This window comes from Pseudomonas fungipugnans (assembly GCF_029955235.1).
GTDB classification, from domain to species: Bacteria; Pseudomonadota; Gammaproteobacteria; order Pseudomonadales; family Pseudomonadaceae; genus Aquipseudomonas; species Aquipseudomonas fungipugnans.
In genome coordinates, this window is record NZ_JARBWL010000002.1 from 2,549,399 (window position 1) to 2,567,960 (window position 18,562).

The following is an 18,562-nucleotide window of genomic DNA, read 5'->3' on the forward strand; positions in this document are numbered from 1 at the left end:
TTTCGATCCGTGAGCAGGGAACAAGAGCATGAGCGTACCCCAGTACTTGCGCCAAATCAGCCTCAAGGTGGGCGACGCCACTGACGCCCTTGACCTGTCAGACATGCGAATCAGATTTGCGGTTCGGAGGGGAGACATCGCCACGCCGAACACTGCTGACATCCGGGTCTACAACCTCAGCGACGATACGGTTAAAAAAATTCAAAAGGAATTTGAACGTGTTGTCTTGCAGGCCGGATACCCTGGTAATTACGGCACTATTTTTGATGGGACGATAAAGCAGGTCCGGCGAGGGCGTGAGAGTCAGACTGACACTTACATCGATATCACGGCGGCCGACGGCGACAGCGCCTACAATTTTGGGGTCATGAATGTAACTTTAGCCGGCGGGTCGACCGCTCAGGATCACCTAGATCAAGTATTAAAGTCTCTGGCTTCTCGCGGCATCACTATGGGGGAATCGCCGGAACTTTCCCCAAGCAAATTACCGCGCGGTAAAGTGTTCTACGGGATGACTCGAGACTTTCTCGACATCCTTGGAAAGACGCAGGATGTAAGCTGGAGTATTCAAGACAGAAAGTTGACGCTGATCCCGAACAACGCCTATTTGCCTGGTGATGCTGTTGTGGTTACTTCCGCTACCGGCATGATTGGTTTGCCCGAGCAAAACCAGAATGGCATAAACGTAAGAACGTTGCTGAATCCGGGGATTAGGGTCGGTAAACGTCTGAAGCTCGATAACACCAGCATACAAAAACTTAGACTTAATCCAGCCCCCCTAGGGCAGGCCTCAGTAGATCTCTCTCTTATCCAGATAAGGACAGACTCAGATGGGTTTTATAAGGTTCTCGTCGCGAACCATTACGGCGATAACCGTGGAAATGACTGGTATACGGATACCATATGCATTTCGATTGATGCCGCCGTAACTAATGGCTCAATGATCAAAGCAGGCACAGGAATTCCTGGTGCAATTGCGACACCTGGTCCAGTTAAGCCATTTGGTTAGTCTTGGCCCTTCAGGCACCATTGACCTCTCTGGTAGGCACGCTTGCATGGTTCGTAGTTTTTCCGGTCATACACTGACTTCATAACTACCGCAGCCCCAGTTTTATCTACCTGAGCAACTACATATGCGGCCTCAGTCGCCCGCATGGTCATGCCGTTTTCAAGAATCCGTATTACGCCCCCACCAAGCGTTCTTCCCCAGCACCCCTTCATTGGAACAGCGACTCCGGTGGTTGTGTATTCCCGCATGTTTTTCGCTTCAGTAATTGGAAGTTTGCATGGCCTGTCCTCATAAAGGACTTCGGTCGCAACTCGAGCATCGAATTGTTCACCAACAAACATGTGATTCGGACCTGGATCAACCAAGACTGTTTCTGCAAAAGCACTCGGTGCAGAAGCAATAAGCATGATGGCTAATAATTTTTTCAAGGTGACATCTCCATGAATGTACTTGAGCGGTTTGACGACTCTGTTGCTGCACAGAAGGTCGCCCTTGGCGGGTGGCAGTCCAAAATACAGACGGCAATCCCCGGGATAATTCAGTCCTTCAACACCGACAACCCTGATTCTATGACCTGCACGGTTCAACCGGCAATTAACGGCCAGGTGCGGGACGAGACTGGGACGCTTACCGGTGTTGAATTGCCGCTGCTGGTGGACTGTCCGGTGCAGTTCCCGGCCGGCGGCGGCTGCACGCTGACCTTTCCGGTGAAGGCCGGCGATGAATGCCTGGTGGTGTTCTCGTCGCGCTGCATTGACGCCTGGTGGCAGTCGGGAGGTATCCAGGTGCAGCCCGAGCTGCGCATGCATGATCTGTCTGATGGATTTGCGCTGTTGGGCTTTCGGTCGCTGCCCAGAGTTATTGGTGGGATCAGCACCACGGCGGCACAACTGCGCACTGACGACGGTGCTGCGTTCGTTGAGGTCGACGCGGTCAGCCATGTGATCAACATCACCACCACGGCCCCGATCAATGTGACGTCGACGGCCTCGGCAAATGTGACGGCCCCTGTCATCAATCTGGCGGCAGCGGGGCAGACCTTGCTGAAGTTCGTGACCGAGACGTTCCAAGCGCTCTTCAACAGCCACACCCATGCATCTGCTGGGGCCGGCGTACCAAATCAGTCAATGACGAACGCCCACATGACCACAACGGTGAAAGGGGGCTGACATGCGCTATCGAAAACTTGACGCCAACGGCGACTACACCTTTGGCAATCAGCAGGCCGACTTTCTAATCGACTCCCCCGAAGCCGTGGCACAGGCGGTGGGCACGCGCCTCAAGCTCGATCAGGGCGAGTGGTTTCTCGACAAGACCGAGGGCATGCCGTGGAGCACCGAAGTTCTGGGTGAGCGCACAGCAGCCACCCGCGATTCAGCCGTGCAAAAGCGAATCCTCGGCACCCAGGGCATGGTCCAGATCGATAACTACGACAGCAACTTCGATCCGGACACTCGACGATTCACGCCGACAGCCGAAGTCACTACGGCCTATGGCCAGACGACTATCAATGGGACTTCATAAATGGCCTCTCCAACAGCAGCGACCATCACGCCCACCGGTATTACCGCGCCGACGTACGCGCAGGTGCTGGCATACCTTCAGGCTCAATGCCGATCGATCTACGGCGCCGACGTCTACCTTGAGGCTGACTCGCAGGATGGCCAGTATCTCGCAGTGCAGGCGCTGGCAATCAGCGACGCGAACGCGGCCACGATAGCCGCCTACTTCTCTTACTCGCCCAGCACTGCGCAGAACGCGGCGCTGTCGATCAACGTGAAGATCAACGGGATAACCCGGGCGATTCCAACCAATTCGCAGGACGATCTGACAATCATCGGGCAGGCCGGCACCGTCATCAACAATGGCATCGCCCAGGACCAGGCCGGCAATAACTGGATGCTTCCTGCGACCGTAACCATTCCGCCGTCGGGCACAATAACGGTCACTGCCACCTGCGCGACTATCGGCGCGGTTACTGCCGGTGCCGGACAAATCAACAAGATCGTGACTGCCACGAGGGGCTGGCAGAGTGTAACTAATGCCAGTGATGCATCAGCAGGTGCACCTGTCGAAACTGACCCCGCGCTGCGCGCCCGCCAGAAGACTTCGACGGCGCTGCCATCCCGCACGGTGCTGGAAGGCACCGTCGGAGCTGTGGCGGGAGTGGCAGGGGTTACCCGATATGTTGCCTACGACAACGACAGCAAAGTCACAGATAGCAATGGCATCCCTGGCAACCACCTTGCAATGGTGGTAGAGGGCGGCGACGCGACGGCTATCGCGTCTGCCATTGCATCAAAGAAGGGCCCCGGTGGCGGGACATACGGGACAACCTCAATCACCGTGCTGAACGTCTATGGCATGCCGATCATCATCAGTTTTTTTCGGCCGACTTATCAGGCGATCACCGGTGCGATGTCTCTCAAGGCGCTCCCCGGATATACGACGGCAATTGGCGCAGCCGCTCAGCAAGCAGTTTCCGACTATGTGAACCAAGTCGCCATAGGTGGTGGTCCGAGCGGGACTGTGGAATGGGCTGATGCCCTGACCGCCGCCAACAGCGTTCCAGGCAGCACGACCTTCAAACTGACGGCGTTGACACTTTCAGGGCCATCCGGTGCTGGTGCTCCAGATGTGCCGCTGGCCTTCAACCAAGCAGCCTCCTGCACGCCCGCGAGCGTCGTCCTGACGGTGACCTGATATGCCCGACATCACGGACTACACCGGAAAGATCACGAGCGAGCATTCCGACAAGCCGAAGTACATGGCGATGGTTCAGGTGGTGGCGCAGTGCTTTCTGGATGCCGGCTTGGCGTCTTCAGCGCTGCCAGCCGTTTTCGACTTGGACAGTGCATTAGACGCGCAACTCGATAATGTCGGGGAGTGGATTGGAATCACGCGCAACGTCTCAACACCACTCAGCAATGTCTACTTCGCGCTTGATACTGCTGGTCTCGGATTTGATCAGGGTGCATGGAGAGGCCCGTTTGATCCTGACACGGGCATTACGACGCTCGACAACGATACCTACCGGACGTTGCTCAGGGCAAAAATCGGTGCAAACCAATGGGATGGCACGCTCGGGCAGTCGAAAGCAATTCTGGACTTGGTGTTCAGCGGTGACACGTTCGTGTTCATCCAAGACAACCAGGACATGACGATCACGATTGGGGTGGTTGGTCAGCAGCCAACTGCGCTGGAGTTGGCACTGCTCACCGGCGGACATATTCCAATCAAGCCGCAAAGCGTCGGCGTCAGCTATTACATCGTGCCAACCAACGACGGCCCACTTTTTGGGTTTGACGTCACCAACCAATATGTCGCCGGCTTCGACCAGGGAAGCTGGGGCAAAGTCTACTCATAAATCGGGGTTTTTATGCCAACGAATGACTTCTTGCCGTTCGGCAACGCCGTGGGCGCCAATGTGATGGCACAAGCAGATTATCTGGCTCTTGCCGCAAGGTCCGCGGGGTTCTCATCGGGGACCGCGAACTCTGCACAGCTCAACAAGGCCTGGCGCCAATCTTCAATCATGGCGGCCATGCTGGCCCAGTTCATCGTTGATCAATCTGGGCAAAATGCTGTTGATGACGGCACTACCGCTACCCTTGAGGCCAACTTTCTATCGGCAATCCGGGCCGTTTCAAAGCAATCGGTGATCCTGTCCGACACGGGCACTGCGGTAAACAATTACGCGGCTACAAACGTTGTCCCTTACACCTCTGGAACGCTCTTGCATGGGACTCGTCAAACAGTTCAATTCGCTCGGGCGAATACAGGATCTTCAATATATTCGCCTGATGGACTTGGCCCTTACCCTATTTACGGTTTGAATCTGCTTCCATTACAGGGCGGCGAGATCAGTCTGCGCGGCGTTGGCAATATGATTTTTATTGTTGATGCTGCCGTGAATAGTGGTAATGGCGCATTTATCTTGCTCGAGTGCACGGGCGGCGCACTCCAAATTGCTCCAAGCACAAAGCCTCTGCAAGCATTGCAGCGCGGACAGGCCTACAGCGCAGTGGGTGCTGCTGTACTTGCTGACACAGGATCTGCTGCAAACATTTACTCGGCCGTAAACGCCGTTCCTTACACTTCAGGGACAATTGCCCACGGCATAAGACAGTGCGTCCAGTTTGCCCATGCTAACACTGGGGCATCAAGTTATGGACCTGATGGTATTGGACCGTTCCCAATTTATAACTTGAACTTATTACCATTGCAGGGCGGTGAAATATCTCTGCGCGGCGTTGGCAATATGGTGTTCATTGTCGACTCAGCAGTAAACGGTGGTAATGGTGCGTTCATTCTCCTGAATTGCACAGGATCAGCGCCGACGGGCCGGCTTATCAATGTACAAACCTTCACCTCGTCAGGCACATACACGCCTACACCAGGTATGGTGAGTTGTGTCATTGAAGTTCAGGGCGGCGGTGCGGGTGGCGCTGGGGCTACTGTTCCTTCTGCTGGGAATGTCAGCCTTGGTGCGCCTGGACTTTCTGGGGCATACGGTCGCGGCAGGTTTTCGGCCGCTTCTGTTGGCTCAAGTCAAACTGTCACTGTCGGCGCTGGTGGAGCGGGCGGCGTCGGTGCGGCGGGTACGGTAGGCGGATCGAGTTCTGTTGGTGGGTTGATTTCTGCGCCTGGTGGCATTGCCGGAGGCGTTCTGAACAATCAAGTTCCTCCGCAATACAATGGTAACGGGACTACTACGGCTCAGCCTACTGGTGCGAACATATCGGGAAACTCAGGAACTGGATCGGGACTTTCTTACGCTCAATCATCCAGCTTTGGTTATGGTGGTTATGGTGGGGCTTCTAACTATGGAGGGGGCTTAAGTGTTACTGCAATAAATTCTGGCTCAGGTAGCGCGGCTAATAACTATGGGGCTGGAGGCGGGGGGGTATGCGCTGGTTCCGGTAGCGCAATATTGACTGGCGGCGGCGGAAAATCAGGCATTGTTACCATCTGGGAGTACGCATGATGAAGATTTATGCTCGGATTGAAGGCGGAGTTGTAGTTGAAATAATTCAACCATGGGCCGGAGCTGATGGCGTTCAAGTTGATATCCCAATAGAAGATAGATTTACTCCGGAATTTGTCGCCACGCTGGTTGATATAACCGATCTAAACCCAATGCCTTTAGAGCAATGGCTTTATGACGGATCTACCTTTGAAGCTCCTACGGAGCATCAGCCAACTCCAGAAGAAATAATCCAGAAAAATACGAGTCAACAAAATAGCCTTATCTATATGGCTTCGCTCGCGATGGCCCCAGTTCTTGTTTCGTTGCAACTCGGCGATCCTACTGACGACGAGACCGTAAAGGCTAAAGCATGGCAGTCTTACTATCGTGATCTAAAACTGGTTGATTTGACTGTTGCTGATCCCGCGTGGCCGATTGCGCCAGAGTGATCAAATAAAAAGCTGCATGCTGGAGGATTTAATGTGCATGTGATTTATATGCCGACCACTTAGCAGCAACTGTTTCAGAACCTACCGAACGCCGGCCTTAACGCCGGCGTTTTTTTTTGTTTCCGTTATTCGGAGTTAAATCATGGCGATAATTACCGCGCAGGATGCTGGAGGACAGAACGTGGTTGCGTACCTCGATATGCTCGGCTGGTCTGAGATTGGGACCGCAGGCTTGGCTGCCTCAGATGACGGCTACAACGTCGTAGTCACTGGCATTGACGGGAAGCTGGAGCTGTTTTCCAGCTACGCTGACCACCCGTTTGCCAACGGGCGCCCATCGAAGGTCATCAACAGCAAAGGGCTGACCTCGAATGCGGCTGGGCGTTATCAGCAGATGCTGAAGGACTGGCCACATTATCGCGACTTACTCCAGTTGCCGGACTTCGGACCGCTGAGCCAGGATCGCCTCGCCATCCAACATATCAAGGAGTGCCGCGCATTACCGGACGTGATCGCGGGCAACATCGCCTCCGCCATCGCCAAATGCTCAAACATCTGGGCGAGCCTCCCGGGGAATTCGTACGGGCAGCCGGTTCGGCCTACTGACGATTTGATCGCGCATTACCTGGCCGCGAGTGGGGTGATGCAATGACCTCCATCGGACTGCGAGTTCTGATTGTGCTCGCCTTGGTGTTTGGCGCGCTATTCGGCGCCTACCACTTCGGTGGCAGCGTTTGTGATGCGAAGTGGCAAGCGCGCTGGGATGAGCGAGACACCCAGGATGCAACCGCGAAGGCGAACAACGAAGCTGCTGAGCGCACCAAAGAGCAAGCCCAACAACAAGCGATCAATAAGGTGGTCCAAAATGGTCAAGCATTTATCGACACAGCAACTGCTGCCGTTACTGCTGCTAACCGTGAGTCTGATGGGTTGCGCAACAAAGCCGACGCCGCTGCCGCTGTCGTCGCAGCCAGTAAAGCCAGCGTCAATTCCTGCACTGCCGCCGCAGGCCAGGCAGCTACCCGCGCCGCAATGGTGCTTGCCGACGTGCTCAAGCGCGCTGACCAGCGAGCGGGTGATCTGGCAGCAGTTGCTGACCAAGCCAGAGCCCGGGGCATGACCTGTGAGCAGGCATATGACGGTATTTCGAAATAGGATTGTGTTCGGTCGGCAGGACGCCGGGGCAGGGACTTTCTCGTCGAAAACCTGTAGGGACTTTTGCGGGGAATCGTGAAACGTAGCTGAACAGCGTAGAGCGTCGATTGCAGTGGGCGCCTACGTAAAGGGTTGTTCTTTAAAGCATTTTAGCTCCCCAGCAAGCATGGGGTGCTAGGGGTCGAGTGTTCGAATCACTCCGTCCCGACCATATTTACTGAGTAAAATCAGACAAAAAAGCCGATCATCTAGATCGGCTTTTTTGTGCCTGCGCAAAACCTCAAAGTGGCCTTGTTCGACATCCACCCCGCAGGTTGCAGTAGTAGCAGGTGCCGAGGTGCTTGTTCCCTGGCGTGTTATCGGCGGGCGAAGCGGGGAATGGCGGGGGGGGGGGGAGAGCGCCACTATTGGCGGTAGAAGTGCGGCATTCTGCTAGGATTTAGACCGCATTGAATGACTATTTTAGGGAAAAGATATGTCGGTCTACTCAGTTACCGTCCCCTGTTTCGCGCAGATGCTGCGAGCGTTATCGTCTCTTTTATCCAAGGGTGAGGCCTCTGCTCTAGAGCGCGGTTACGACCCTCAAATTCTGCTTGAGTCTCGACTTGCACCGGATATGCACAATTTAGCCCGGCAAGTTCAGTACGTTTGCACTCAGGCGCAGGAGACGCTCCAGCGACTTACACAACAGCCAGTGCAATCGCTCACTCCCCCCGAAAACCTGGCGACAGCGAAGGTACTGATCGAACGTACTTTGGCGGTTCTTGATTCGGTGGACCGCGCTCAAATAGATGAAGGAGCAGATCGCAAAATCGCTATTGAGTTACCAAATGGCATGGCCTTCGATATGACCGGTGTTGAATACGTGGTGAATTGGGCCACGCCACAGTTCTACTTTCACCTAATCACGGCATACAACATTTTGCGTCATAACGGCGTACCCCTCGGCAAAGCCGATTACGTACAACACATGTTCGCTTACCTGCGACAGTAGCTTCTCGTCCGGTAAGGGCCGCAGGCCCGCGCTACAGTCGACTCAGCCTGCAAGAGCAGTTCAGAATGGATATGGATATGGATATGGATATGGATATGGATCGTTTCAGGTGACTTTTTGCTTTCTCTTTGAATAGGTGCATCAATGCAGACATCCCCTCCCGAAGGCTTGCCAATCTATCGGATACTGACAGGCAAAGACGACGCCTCTTTCTGTCATCGAGTATCTGAAGCGCTTGCGCTGGGCTACCAGCTGTATGGTTCGCCAGCTGCAACATTCAACGGCGAGTTTGTTGTAGTAGCCCAGGCGGTTATCTGGCGCCCGGACAAGTAGGACTCTTGCCATGTGAAATTTTTAAGTCCGCCAGACCAAGCAACCCGCCGCCTGCCCAAGGTGATTGTCCTGCGTTCCAGAAATGAGGTGCGGTGGAATGTGTTGTTGCGCATCACCGGATGGGATTTTGAAACTGCACACTATTTGAAGGTGTCGCTCACTCAGCCCGGTCGAATCCTGTTCTTTTGCCTTAGCCATTCTCGCGTGGTTCGCTGCGATTTCATTGAGAGTTGACACGGTACATCTCCCGGTGACTGACCAAGCGTATCGCTGGAGTCTTGATGCGTTGATTTGATGGCTGCCGCGTCAGAAATACGTCGTTCTGGGGCTGCTACGGTCGGCCTTTGCAAGCTGTAAGCCAGACACGGTCGTGTCTTAGGCGCCGCTTTTTATAGGCGACGAATGGTGCCGCAGAGCGATCTATGAGCAAGGGGCAGGGGGGCGAGTAGCGCAACACAGTGTCACCTAAACGCTATAGTTGTTTTTACACAACGCTCCCCCTGATGATGCGCGACAATTCCTAACTACAAAGTCAAAAACAGGACTCATCTCATGAAAGTCAGCGCACGCAACGTATTCAAAGGCCAGGTCAGTCAGGTGCAGGCCGGTGCCGTCAATGCCGAAGTGGTGTTGACCCTCGCAGGCGGTGAGCAACTGGTTGCCGTAGTCACCATGGAGAGCATCCGCAACTTGGGCATTGCCGTCGGTAAAGAAGCCGTTGCCTTGGTCAAGGCGCCTTGGGTGATGTTGATGACCGAGTCCAGCGACATTCGTCTGTCTGCCCGCAACTGCCTGGAAGGCAAGGTGTTGAGCGTGACCGATGGCGCGGTCAATGCCGAAGTGGTGATCGAATTGGCCGGTGGTGCCAAGGTGTATTCGATCGTGACACGTGATGCCGTCACCGAACTGGGTCTGGTGGCTGGCGTCAGCGCTACAGCGGTCATCAAGGCGTCCCACATCATCCTCGGTGTTCCGGCCTGATAAACTGCCGCCTCGATATGGCGTGTAATCAGGGGTAGAGGAATGCTGTTTGTGGTGATGCTGGGTGGTAAACACCCCAAGGCAAAAATAGAAGTCCACGATGTCGTGTTTGCCATCGCCGACAGCCTTGAAGCCACCTACCCGCAATTACGCCAAGGCTGGTTCGGCATCCCCGCCGGTTTGCACATTGATGCCTGGATGCAGGTCGACGGTGTAGAAGGGTGGAAAGTGGAGCTGAGCCCGCTGGCGCCTCTGCCCAATTCACTGCGCCTGTACTTCATCAACCTGGGTGGTTATGAATCGCAGGCGTTTGGCGAAGCCCATCATTATCTGCTGGTGGTTGCCCGGAACAGGAACGAAGCGAAAGCCAAAGGCAAACGGCACATGCTGGCGACCTGGAGCAAATCCCACACGGATGCGCTGCTGGACGTCGACGACTGCCTGCCGATTGATGAGGTCAGCGGGCGCTACATCCATCTGGTCGAAGGCGAACACCGTGGCGTGATTCAGCACAACGATTACATCGTGCTGCCCTAGCCAGAAGCGTTTGCGAGCCTATTCCCCCAGTCGCTGCAGCGTATGCTCCATCGGCGCCAGCGATACATTGATCAAACCGTCCAGCGGGCGATTGAGCTCTTCAACCAGCAGAATCGTCGCCGCGGCCGACAGCGCGCACAGCATCAACACCACCACAATCGTGCCATTACGCGGTGCAAACAAGCCGAACGAGCCGAAGATCACCGACAGCCAGGTCACCAGAATCACCAGCATCGCCGGCGGAATCGAATGATTGGCTTGCAGCAGTGTCAGCCAGCGCGCGGCGTAAACCGCTTCCATACCTTGCAGGGCGGCGCTCTTGAATGTGCGTTGGTTATCTGTGGCGGGGGACAGTGCTTCAACCTGTTGTCGCAGTGCTTCGGAGCGGCTGATGGCCTCAGGCCCGTCCAGCAAGGCCAGTTTCGCGCTGTCGCGTGAGGCGAGGACTTGCAGCACCTCGGCATAGTTGTGTTTGAGTTGGGTACGGATGGCCTGGGCATCCGGGCCGTAGCGGGCGAGCAGCCGGTCGAATTGCATGACCTTTGCGGCTGCGCCCTCCAGTTCGGCGTTGGTGGTGTCGAAGGTGGTTTTGGCCGAGGATACCAACAGGCCCAATACCAGTGCCGTCAGAGTGGCGATCAGGCCGGTCGCGAGTTTCACCACGCTGACCGACTCGTCGCTCAAATGATGATCGGGCAAGCGCTCGCGTATGTACGATCCGAACAGGGCGCTGCCAAACAGACAGATGAATACGATCAGTGCGACCACCAGATGATTCATCCTGCCTCCGTTGACATTATTGGTACTTGATCACAATCCCTTTGAGCTTGCGTCCCTCAACGGTCTGGAAATCGCGGTTCCACCGTGGCCCGCTGACGTAGGCGGCCACTGGCTGAATATGGTCGTAGACCACCACCACCGCGTTGCCGCCGAGCTTGGCGCCTTCTTCCCGCAATTTTTGTTCGACATCGGTAATCGGCGGCGCCGGGTCGAGGCTGGCGTCGACCAGTATTTCACCGAGCCGAATATGCGGGCGATCAGGTTCTCTGCGCAGCACTTCGACCTGGCTGGCCAGCGTCGGCGCAGGGTGCTCCACGCCGACGTAAGCGGTCGTTTGCGCATCCACCGTGGCACAGCCGCTGAGCGCCAGCAGGGCGCTGCAAAGTCCCGCTGCCAGCAGAGAGTATTTGAGACGAGCAGACCAACGGGAATGACGAACCGGCATAAGAAACTCCTCCTGAAAAATCGGCTGCCAAGGCTTGTTGACGTTAGCAGACGCTCTGCCAGTTGCCAGACAGCCCGACCTTTTCAGGTCGGGCTTTTTCATGGCCGCAAAGACCCCCGTCAGGCCTCTTTCTCACAGTTCACCATCCACGCCACGCCAAACCGGTCAACCAGCATGCCGAAGCGCGCCGCCCAGAACGTCGCCTCCAACGGCATCTGAATCGTGCCGCCATCCGCCAGGGCGCCGAACACCCGTTCAGCCTCGGCCACGGTGTCGACGTTCAACGAAATCGAACAACCGCTCATGCCATTCACCGGACGGTCGGGCGTGGTGTCGGAACCCATGATCGCCTGGTCGCCCACCAACAGGCGGGTGTGCATGATCAGGTCCAGGCAATGGGCAGGAACGTGCTCACGCGCCGGGCTTTCGCCGAAGGTCATCATCATTTCGATCTGACCGCCCAGGCTGGCGCTATAAAAAATGAAGGCCGCTTTGCAGTCGCCGTTGAAGATCAGATAGGGATTGATTTTCATGGTGTACTCCAGGGTGTATGGGAACCCATCGACTGCACTTCAGGCTGTGCAACTCATTCGATGGTATTGACCCCTTAGCAAAGCGCTAAAACCCAAAAAACGGCAGCTTTTTTAAGACGTGTTTCCTATAGATGAAGCGGGGTTTATTGCTTCATGGCTGCATGACTTCTGTAATCATCATGATTCGCCCCCTGCTGAAGTACCATGACAGACACCGCCCATTCGCTGCCGAGACCGTCATCCCATGCCATCCCTGTCCCGTTTCGCCCCTTTGCTCGACCAGGCGAGACGTGCCCTGCTATTGGTTTGGAGCACGTCAAGAGGCTTGTTCCTCGGCCTGGTGCTGGCCACGCTGATCGCGGGTGTCCTCCCGGCGCTGGCCGCCTGGCTGGGTCAGCGCATTGTCGATGCGGTGGTCACTGCCATGCAGTTGCATGCGCAGCAGGGCAGTGCGCCGTTATGGCCGGTGATTCGTTACGTGTTGTTCGAGGCCGGGGTGTTGGCGTTGTTGTCCGGCACGCAACGGGCGTTGTCGGTGCAGCAGTCGTTGTTGCGGGTGCAGTTGGGGCAGAAGGTCAATACGATGATTCTGGAAAAGGCCCAGACGCTGTCGCTGGTGCAGTTCGAGAATTCCGAGTTCTACGACAAGCTGGTACGCGTGCGGCGCGAGGCCTCGACCCGGCCCTTGGCGCTGGTGATGAAGTCGCTGGGGCTGATCCAGAACCTGATCGTGCTGATCAGCTTCGCTGTGTTGCTGGTGCATTTCTCGCCCTGGGCGCTGGTGCTGCTGGTGGTCGGCGCGTTGCCGGTGTTCTTCGCCGAGGCGCACTTTTCCGGGGACGCGTTTCGGCTGTTTACCCGCCGGGCGCCGGAGAGCCGGCAACAGAGTTACATCGAAACCCTGCTGTCCCACGAGGGCTATATCAAAGAGGTCAAGCTGTTCGGTTTCGCGCCTTTGCTGCTCAAGCGCTATCGCGAGACCTTTGCCCGACTCTATGCCGAAGACCGGCGCCTTACGCTACGCCGCGATGGCTGGGGCTTTGCCCTCGGCCTGCTGGGCACCGGGGCATTTTACCTGGCGTATGCGTGGGTGGTGGTCGATACCGTTCACGGCCAGATCAGCCTCGGGCAAATGACCATGTACCTGGTGTTGTTCAAGCAGGGGCAGACCGCCGTCAGCAGCAGCTTGAGCGCTATCAGCGGTTTGTATGAGGACGGCCTTTACCTGTCGAGTCTCTACGAGTATCTGGCCGAACCGGTGGTGACCCACGACGGCAGCCTCACCACCGGCGCGGTGCCCGGCGATGGCCTGCGCTTCGAGAACGTCGGTTTCTGCTATCCCGGCGCCAGCCGCGCCGCCCTTGAAGGTATCGACCTGCATCTGGTCCCCGGTCGTAGCGTGGCGCTGGTGGGGGAGAACGGATCGGGCAAGACCACGCTGATCAAGTTGCTGACCCGACTCTACCGCCCGGATCAGGGCCGAATCCTGCTCGATGGCAGCGATCTGCAAAGCTGGGAAGAGGACGCGCTGCGACGGCGCATCGGCGTGATTTTCCAGGACTACATTCGCTACCAGTTTTCCGTGGGCGAGAACATCGGCGTCGGCGATACACTGGCTTTCGACGATGAAACACGCTGGAAACAAGCCGCCGCCGAAGGCATGGCCGCGCCCTTCATCGAAGGACTGGATCGCGGCTATGCCACTCAGTTGGGGCGTTGGTTTGCCGGTGGTCAGGAGTTGTCGGGCGGACAGTGGCAGAAAATCGCCTTGTCCCGCGCCTACATGCGTCGGGACGCCGATATCCTGATTCTTGATGAGCCGACCTCCGCCCTCGACCCGGCGGCGGAAGCGGCGGTGTTCGAGCATTTCAGCCAGCACACCGAAGGGCGCATGACCTTGCTGATTTCCCACCGATTTTCCAGCGTGCGCAACGCCGATCACATCATCGTGCTGGACAAGGGTGCGATCCTCGAACGTGGCGATCACGCCAGCCTGCTGGCGGCGGGCGGGCGTTATGCGCAGTTGTTCGATTTGCAGGCCAAGGGCTATCGCTAGGAGTCCTGCGCGCCACGAACCGCAGCCGGCCCGGCGATCTGAGCTGGCGGTCTGGATTTCATCAGGCTGTCGATGGCTTGGCGATACTGCGTACCGCCCAGGCTCATGCTGTTGTTGTGCGTGCCACCGGGCACCAGCAACAGGTGTTTCGGTTCAAGCGCTGCGTTGAATAATTGCTGGCTGAAGCGCGACGGCATGAACGGATCGGCCAGCCCATGGACCACCAGCAACGGCATGTCGATGTCGGCAATCTTGTCGATGGAGTCGAATTTTTGTGACAGCAACCAGCGCACCGGGAGCCATTTCACCGGCAGGTTGCTATCAGCCACTTGTGCCACCGCATCGCCCAGCGAGGTGAAGGTGGACTCGATCACCAGCCCGCGCACTGGCACGGCGGCGTGGTCTTTTTTCGCCTGTGCGGCCAGATCGACGGCGAGGTCAATCGCCACCGCACCGCCCAGGGAGTGGCCGTAGATCAGGCGCTTGCTGGCATCCGGCTGCATCGCCGTGAAGCGTTCCCAGGCGACGCGGGCGTCTTCGTAGACACTGGCTTCTGACGGCAGATCACCCGTGCTCTGGCCGAACCCGCGATAGTCGATGGCCAGCACCGAGTACCCCATCGCCCGCAGTTGTTCGATGCGAAACGCCTGGCCGGTGAGGTTCCAGCGCACACCGTGCAGGTAAAGAATCGACGGTGCATCGCGGCGCGCTGCCGGCCACCACCAGGCGTGCAGATTTTGCCCGGCCTTGAAACTGGCCGGCTTGATGTCGAACTCTTGAACGTCCTGCGGCAAGCCGTGATACCAGCCCGCGGTGCCGGGTTCGATACGAAACAACAGCTCGCGCTCTTTGTACTTGAGCACGCCGCAGCCCACCGGCAAGCCGACAATCAGAGCGGCCATGCACAGCAGCGGCAGCCAGCGCCGGCCTAAACGGCTGATAAAGGAGGAGAACATGCAGCGATCCGGTTGATCAGGGAAAGGACGGGTTTTACCAGATGCGTGAGGGCGACGGGGATTAATTCGACAATCGAGCCGGCCAGACACGCAACCTGTGGGAGCGAGCCTGCTCGCGAACGCGTTGTGTCAGGTAATACATCTTCGACTGACACTCCATCTTCGCGAGCAGGCCCGCTCCCACGGGGGGGGGCGTGTGGCCAGGCAGAGATCGGGCGACGTTCGCCGATCAATCCACCCGCAACACAATCTTGCCAATATGATCGCCAGCTTCCATCCGCGTATGCGCCTGTGCCGCATCGTTGAGCGGATACACCTTGTCGATCATCGGCAAGCAGCGCCCGGCCGCCAGCACCGGCCACACATATTCGCGCAATTGATCGGCAATCGCGGCTTTCTCTTCCTTGGTGCGCGAGCGCATCAGCGAGCCGGTAATCGTTGCGCGTTTGCCCATGATCGCCAGCAGATCAACGTCCTTGGCATGGGCACCGCCGAGAAAGCCCAGCATCACCAACCGTCCCTCCATGCCGAGGGCGGCAATGTTCGGGTTCAGGTACGAACCGCCCATGATGTCGAGGATGACGTTGACGCCTTTGCCCGCGGTTTTCTCCTGAATCACCTGGGCGAAATCCTGATCGCGGTAGTTGATCGCCTCGGCGCCGAGCTTGCGGATCGCCGCGCACTTTTCCTCGCTGCCGGCCGTGGCAAACGCCCTGACGCCGAACTCGCGGCAGAGCATCAGTGCCGTGGTGCCGATGCCGCTGGTGCCGCCGTGAATCAGCGCCCGCTGGCCTTTGCTGGCACCGCCCATGTCGAACAGGTTGGCCCACACCGTAAAGAACGTTTCCGGCACCGCAGCCGCGTGCACCCAATCCATGTGCTCGGGGATCGGCAAGGTCTGGCCAACCGGCGCCACGCAATACTGCGCGTAACCGCCTCCATTGGTCAGCGCACAGACCCGGTCGCCCACCGTAAAGTCGCAAGGGCCGGGGCCAATGGCGACCACTTCACCCGCCACTTCCAGACCGGGGATCGGGCTCATGCCGGGCTTCATCGGGTATTTGCCGGCGCGCTGGATCACGTCCGGGCGATTGACGCCAGCGGCGTGTACGCGAATCAGCAGCTCACCGGTGCCCGCCGTCGGCATGGGCACCTGGCGTGGTTGCAGTACTTCGGGGCCGCCGGGGGCGGTGATTTCGATCAGGGTCATGGTCTGGGGCAGGTTCATGTCGGGCTCCGGTCAGGGAAGGGGTTAATAAGTGGGACCACATCAATGCACGAGTGATTCCTTGTAGTGCAGCCCGAGTGGGAGCGAATTCGCTCCCACGTTACCGGCAGGTTTGACGATCATGCCATCTCAGGCAGTTCCTGAGGACGCAGGTCGAATACCAGCACTTCGGCATCCACACCATTGCTCAAGGTCAGCAGCTGTTCCTGGCGAACCCGCACGCCATCGCCTTCGTGCAACGACTGGCCGTTGAGTTCAACGCTGCCACGGGCGACATGCACATAAGCGTAGCGGTTGGCGGCAAGCTCCAGCGTAGCGCGTTCCTGGCCGTCGATCAGCGCCGCGTAGACCCGGGCGTCCTGACGCACTTGCAGCGAACCACCGGCCCCGTCCGGGGAGATGATCAATTGCAGGCGCCCGCGTTTTTTCTGGGTGCTGAAGTGCTCTTGCTGGTAGCGCGGTTTGGCGCCGCTGACCTCTGGCACGATCCAGATTTGCAGGAAATGCACACCACGGCTGTCAGAGTGGTTGAACTCGCTGTGGGCCACGCCACTGCCGGCACTCATCAACTGCACATCGCCGGGTCGGATCACCGAACCGGTGCCCAGGGTGTCTTTGTGTTCCAGCGCGCCTTCGAGCACATAGGAGAAGATCTCCATGTCCCGGTGCGGGTGCTGGCCGAAGCCTTTGCCGGCGGCAACCCGGTCATCATTGATCACCAGCAGGTCGGAAAAACCCTGCTCTTTGGGGTTGCGATAGTTGGCGAAGGAAAAGGTGTGGAACGACTTCAACCAACCGTGATTGGCTGCGCCGCGATCCGAAGCTTTGCGAAGGGTCAGCATGATGAAATCTCCTGTCAGGACGTGAATTCGTCCGAGTGAGGAGAAGGTTAATGTTTATCAGATGGCGCAATAAGTAGATGAAAATTGAAAGACTGTCCTGTTCAGGTTGACAGTTTTGTGCGATCAGTCACGTATTCTTGGCCGACGTTTGCGCCGTGGTTGGCCATAATGCAGTGCATTTCCTGAAGCCTTACAGCCTACAGCCTTACATCAGATCCCTGTGGGAGCGAGCAAGCTCGGCTCCCACAGGGATTTGGTTGAGTCTTCCATTTTTATGACTTTCAGTGATTTCACCCATGAAAACCGTGGCAATGGTGTTGTTCCCCAATTTTCTGCTGCTCGACATGGCCGGGCCGATGGAGGTGTTTTCCATCGCCAATCGCTACCTCGCGCCTGCCGATCATTATGCGTTGACGATGATCGGCACCGAATGCGCGCCATTGCGTGCCTCCAACGGCGTCTGCGTTCAGGCCGACGTGCATATCGATCAGGCGAGCGGGGAGTATGACTTGTTGCTGGTGCCGGGCGGGCCGGGGGCCTACAACGAAAAACCGTTGGCGCTACTGGCCTGGCTCCGCGAGGCCACCGCCCGCGCCGGCGTGTACGGCTCGATCTGCACCGGCGCCTTCGTCCTCGGGCATGCCGGATTGCTCGACGGCTACCGCGTGACCACCCACTGGCACTACACCGAACGGCTGATCAAGGGCTTTCCCAGGGCCACGGTGCAAACCGATCAGATCTATGTGCAGGACCGCAACCTCATCACCTCCGGTGGCGTCACCGCCGGCATTGATCTCGCTTTGGCCGTGGTGGCCGGGGACCACGGCAAGAAAGTCGCCCAGGACGTCGCCAAAGTGCTGCTGGTGGTGATGAAGCGTCAGGGCGGGCAGGCACAATTCAGCCCGTTGATGGCGACAGTGGCGCCTCAGGAAACACCGATTACCCGCGTGCAAAACCATGTCCTCGAACACCTCGATGAAAACTGGACCATCGCCCGCATGGCCAGCCAGGCCAACCTCAGCGCGCGGCACTTCGCCCGGCTGTTTGTCCGCGAAGTGAACATGACGCCCTTGGACTTTGTGCAAAGCGCGCGCATCGACTGCGCCCGTAATCTGCTGGAAACCACAGAGCTGCCACTCAAGACCGTGGCCTACAAAAGCGGTTTCGGCAGCGTGCGGCACATGCGCTTTCTGTTCAGCGAAAAACTCGGCCTGACCCCCGCGCAGTACCGCGAACAGTTCAGCTAGAGCGCTCTTGTCCGTTTTGCGCACCGTGATGTCCGTGATGCTCCCTGT

Annotated in this window: 23 protein-coding genes; 15 read left to right on the forward strand and 8 right to left on the reverse strand. The window is 57.6% G+C overall.

What is annotated here, in order from left to right:
* Positions 1-28: 28 nt before the first annotated feature.
* The gene (locus tag POF45_RS26935) at positions 29-1,009 is read left to right on the forward strand and encodes a phage protein (protein WP_282317139.1); all 981 of its coding nucleotides are present in this window, start codon (positions 29-31) and stop codon (positions 1,007-1,009) included.
* Here POF45_RS26935 and POF45_RS26940 read toward each other — a convergent pair.
* A complete protein-coding gene (locus tag POF45_RS26940) occupies positions 1,006-1,437 on the reverse strand; it encodes a hypothetical protein (RefSeq protein WP_282317140.1) in 432 nt (143 codons plus the stop codon). The two genes, POF45_RS26935 and POF45_RS26940, sit on opposite strands and share 4 nt — an antisense overlap.
* Before the next feature lie 12 nt (positions 1,438-1,449).
* Here POF45_RS26940 and POF45_RS26945 point away from each other — a divergent pair, with 12 nt between their 5' ends.
* From POF45_RS26945 to POF45_RS26990, 10 genes are all read left to right on the forward strand, one after another.
* Complete coding sequence (locus POF45_RS26945; RefSeq protein WP_282317141.1) at positions 1,450-2,178, forward strand: Gp138 family membrane-puncturing spike protein; 729 nt, start codon at positions 1,450-1,452, stop codon at positions 2,176-2,178.
* Position 2,179: 1 nt separating this feature from the next.
* Positions 2,180-2,533 carry a contractile injection system sheath initiator gene (locus POF45_RS26950; RefSeq protein ID WP_282317142.1) on the forward strand — a complete coding sequence of 118 codons (354 nt, stop codon included), beginning with the start codon at positions 2,180-2,182 and terminating at the stop codon, positions 2,531-2,533.
* On the forward strand, positions 2,534-3,712 hold the full coding sequence (locus POF45_RS26955; protein WP_282317143.1) for a baseplate J/gp47 family protein: 1,179 nt from the start codon (positions 2,534-2,536) through the stop codon (positions 3,710-3,712).
* A 1-nt stretch (position 3,713) separates the two neighbouring features.
* Positions 3,714-4,376 (forward strand): DUF2612 domain-containing protein, encoded by a 663-nt coding sequence (locus POF45_RS26960; RefSeq protein ID WP_282317144.1) that lies wholly within the window; start codon positions 3,714-3,716, stop codon positions 4,374-4,376.
* Between the two features lie 30 nt (positions 4,377-4,406).
* Positions 4,407-5,996: a glycine-rich domain-containing protein gene (locus POF45_RS26965; RefSeq protein WP_282317145.1), complete on the forward strand. Its 1,590-nt coding sequence runs from the start codon at positions 4,407-4,409 to the stop codon at positions 5,994-5,996.
* On the forward strand, positions 5,993-6,427 hold the full coding sequence (locus POF45_RS26970; protein WP_282317146.1) for a tail fiber assembly protein: 435 nt from the start codon (positions 5,993-5,995) through the stop codon (positions 6,425-6,427). Before POF45_RS26965 ends, POF45_RS26970 begins: the two co-directional genes overlap by 4 nt.
* 142 nt (positions 6,428-6,569) lie before the next feature.
* Complete coding sequence (locus tag POF45_RS26975) at positions 6,570-7,079, forward strand: glycoside hydrolase family 24 protein (protein ID WP_282317147.1); 510 nt, start codon at positions 6,570-6,572, stop codon at positions 7,077-7,079.
* Complete coding sequence (locus tag POF45_RS26980) at positions 7,076-7,582, forward strand: DUF2514 family protein (RefSeq protein ID WP_282317148.1); 507 nt, start codon at positions 7,076-7,078, stop codon at positions 7,580-7,582. The genes POF45_RS26975 and POF45_RS26980 overlap by 4 nt, the downstream gene beginning before the upstream one ends.
* A gap of 475 nt (positions 7,583-8,057) precedes the next feature.
* A complete protein-coding gene (locus tag POF45_RS26985; RefSeq protein ID WP_282317149.1) occupies positions 8,058-8,576 on the forward strand; it encodes a DUF1993 domain-containing protein in 519 nt (172 codons plus the stop codon).
* Between the two features lie 144 nt (positions 8,577-8,720).
* Positions 8,721-8,909 carry a DUF1737 domain-containing protein gene (locus tag POF45_RS26990; RefSeq protein WP_259501887.1) on the forward strand — a complete coding sequence of 63 codons (189 nt, stop codon included), beginning with the start codon at positions 8,721-8,723 and terminating at the stop codon, positions 8,907-8,909.
* 21 nt (positions 8,910-8,930) lie between these two features.
* Here POF45_RS26990 and POF45_RS26995 read toward each other — a convergent pair whose 3' ends face one another.
* Positions 8,931-9,146, reverse strand: a complete 216-nt coding sequence (locus POF45_RS26995; protein WP_282317150.1) for a hypothetical protein — start codon at positions 9,144-9,146, stop codon at positions 8,931-8,933.
* Positions 9,147-9,461: 315 nt separating this feature from the next.
* On the opposite strand from POF45_RS26995, the gene POF45_RS27000 reads away from it, so the two are divergent.
* Complete coding sequence (locus POF45_RS27000; RefSeq protein ID WP_282317151.1) at positions 9,462-9,890, forward strand: TOBE domain-containing protein; 429 nt, start codon at positions 9,462-9,464, stop codon at positions 9,888-9,890.
* Positions 9,891-9,932: 42 nt separating this feature from the next.
* A complete protein-coding gene (locus tag POF45_RS27005; protein WP_282317152.1) occupies positions 9,933-10,427 on the forward strand; it encodes a DUF1543 domain-containing protein in 495 nt (164 codons plus the stop codon).
* Positions 10,428-10,445: 18 nt separating this feature from the next.
* Here POF45_RS27005 and POF45_RS27010 read toward each other — a convergent pair whose 3' ends face one another.
* From POF45_RS27010 to POF45_RS27020, 3 genes are all read right to left on the reverse strand, one after another.
* Positions 10,446-11,207, reverse strand: coding sequence for a bestrophin-like domain (locus POF45_RS27010; protein ID WP_259501899.1), 762 nt, complete (start codon positions 11,205-11,207; stop codon positions 10,446-10,448).
* A 16-nt stretch (positions 11,208-11,223) separates the two neighbouring features.
* Complete coding sequence (locus POF45_RS27015) at positions 11,224-11,652, reverse strand: hypothetical protein (RefSeq protein WP_282317153.1); 429 nt, start codon at positions 11,650-11,652, stop codon at positions 11,224-11,226.
* Between the two features lie 119 nt (positions 11,653-11,771).
* A complete protein-coding gene (locus POF45_RS27020) occupies positions 11,772-12,185 on the reverse strand; it encodes a VOC family protein (protein WP_282317154.1) in 414 nt (137 codons plus the stop codon).
* A 244-nt stretch (positions 12,186-12,429) separates the two neighbouring features.
* On the opposite strand from POF45_RS27020, the gene POF45_RS27025 reads away from it, so the two are divergent.
* Complete coding sequence (locus POF45_RS27025; RefSeq protein WP_282317155.1) at positions 12,430-14,241, forward strand: ABC transporter ATP-binding protein; 1,812 nt, start codon at positions 12,430-12,432, stop codon at positions 14,239-14,241.
* Here the strand turns inward: POF45_RS27025 and POF45_RS27030 are convergent.
* From POF45_RS27030 to POF45_RS27040, 3 genes are all read right to left on the reverse strand, one after another.
* Positions 14,238-15,197 (reverse strand): alpha/beta hydrolase, encoded by a 960-nt coding sequence (locus tag POF45_RS27030; protein WP_282317156.1) that lies wholly within the window; start codon positions 15,195-15,197, stop codon positions 14,238-14,240. The genes POF45_RS27025 and POF45_RS27030 overlap by 4 nt on opposite strands.
* Before the next feature lie 229 nt (positions 15,198-15,426).
* Positions 15,427-16,425, reverse strand: coding sequence for an NAD(P)H-quinone oxidoreductase (locus POF45_RS27035; RefSeq protein WP_259501905.1), 999 nt, complete (start codon positions 16,423-16,425; stop codon positions 15,427-15,429).
* A gap of 119 nt (positions 16,426-16,544) precedes the next feature.
* Complete coding sequence (locus tag POF45_RS27040) at positions 16,545-17,267, reverse strand: pirin family protein (RefSeq protein WP_282317157.1); 723 nt, start codon at positions 17,265-17,267, stop codon at positions 16,545-16,547.
* 296 nt (positions 17,268-17,563) lie between these two features.
* Between POF45_RS27040 and POF45_RS27045 the strand changes: the two genes are divergently transcribed.
* Positions 17,564-18,514: a GlxA family transcriptional regulator gene (locus tag POF45_RS27045; protein ID WP_282317158.1), complete on the forward strand. Its 951-nt coding sequence runs from the start codon at positions 17,564-17,566 to the stop codon at positions 18,512-18,514.
* The last annotated feature ends 48 nt before the right edge of the window (positions 18,515-18,562 follow it).